This is a genomic window from Nitrospirota bacterium (genome assembly GCA_016219645.1).
Taxonomy (GTDB): domain Bacteria; phylum Nitrospirota; class Nitrospiria; order Nitrospirales; family Nitrospiraceae; genus Palsa-1315.
In genome coordinates this window covers 1-1,110 of sequence record JACRLR010000002.1, presented here as the reverse complement: position 1 = coordinate 1,110, position 1,110 = coordinate 1, and the positions used below count along the sequence as shown (strand labels likewise).

Annotated in this window: 3 protein-coding genes; all 3 read right to left on the bottom strand. The window is 57.8% G+C overall.

Annotated elements, in window-relative coordinates; genetic code table 11:
• On the bottom strand, positions 1–104 hold a 104-nt coding region (locus HZB34_00025; GenBank protein MBI5314338.1), incomplete at its 3' end, for an imidazole glycerol phosphate synthase subunit HisF.
• A gap of 53 nt (positions 105–157) precedes the next feature.
• Complete coding sequence (gene hisA / locus HZB34_00020) at positions 158–883, bottom strand: 1-(5-phosphoribosyl)-5-[(5-phosphoribosylamino)methylideneamino]imidazole-4-carboxamide isomerase (protein MBI5314337.1); 726 nt, start codon at positions 881–883, stop codon at positions 158–160.
• 1 nt (position 884) lies between these two features.
• On the bottom strand, positions 885–1,110 hold a 226-nt coding region (locus tag HZB34_00015; GenBank protein MBI5314336.1), incomplete at its 5' end, for a hypothetical protein.

The window sequence follows — 1,110 nt, the reverse complement described above, 5'->3', positions numbered from 1 at the left end:
GCTTCAACCGGGTCTCCGGCATCGCGGAGATTCACAAAGCTGACGCCCTTGACCACGCGGCCCTCTTTGACGTCCAGACAGGGAATGATGCGTTTGGTCAACATAGTCGTACTGACGTGAGGGGGAAAGCCTTGTTCGGCTCCTAACCCTTCACTCCTTACTCCTTGCCAAGAGCCGCCACTGCGGCCTTCAGATCAAGTTTCCCATCGTAAAGAGCTTTCCCCACGATCGCTCCCTCGATTTTTGGACCAAGTGATCGTACGGCTTGGAGATCTTCCAGACGAGTGATCCCTCCCGAGGCAATCACCGGAAACGAAGAGCATTCGACGACTTCTTTCAATGCAGGAATATTCGGCCCGTTCAGCATGCCATCACGCGCGATATCCGTATAGACCACGGCGGCAATCGCGCAGCCTGACAGCTCCTTCAACAAATCGATCGCTTTCACATCGGATACCGACGTCCAGCCTTTTACAGCGATTCGACCGTCACGTGCATCAAGCCCAAGTACGATCCGCTGCGGAAACTCCTGGCAGGCCAGATCGAGCAGCGCCCGGTTCGTGAGCGCTGCCGTGCCGAGCACAACGCGCGACACCCCAGCATTGAGATACCGGCGGACCGTATCAATGGTCCTGATGCCGCCGCCGACCTGAACTTTGACGCGAACCGCGTTCATGACGGACTCGATGTGGGGCAGATTCTTGGGCTCGCCGTCGACCGCGCCGTTTAAATCCACGACGTGAATCAGCCCGGCCCCCTGTTGTTGCCACTGGCGGGCAACCTCCGTCACATCGTCAGAATAGACCGTTTCGTCAGCCATATCGCCTTGACGTAACCGCACACAACGCCCATCTTTCAAATCAATAGCAGGAATAACCAGCACTCTACTTGCCCTCCCTCACACCGAACGGGAAGTCGCTCAAGACCGCATCAACCCCGTATTCTGCGAGTTCCGCCGCCGTCACGAAGGCCCATCGTTGCAAGAATCCCATGAGGTCCTCGGTCATGGGCCGTTGCCGTTCATAATAACCACCGACCCAGAGTACTTGCCCATCAGCTGCCACGACCTTGGCCTCAAAGCCGACCGTCGCCGGCGGGTCAGCGCCCAGT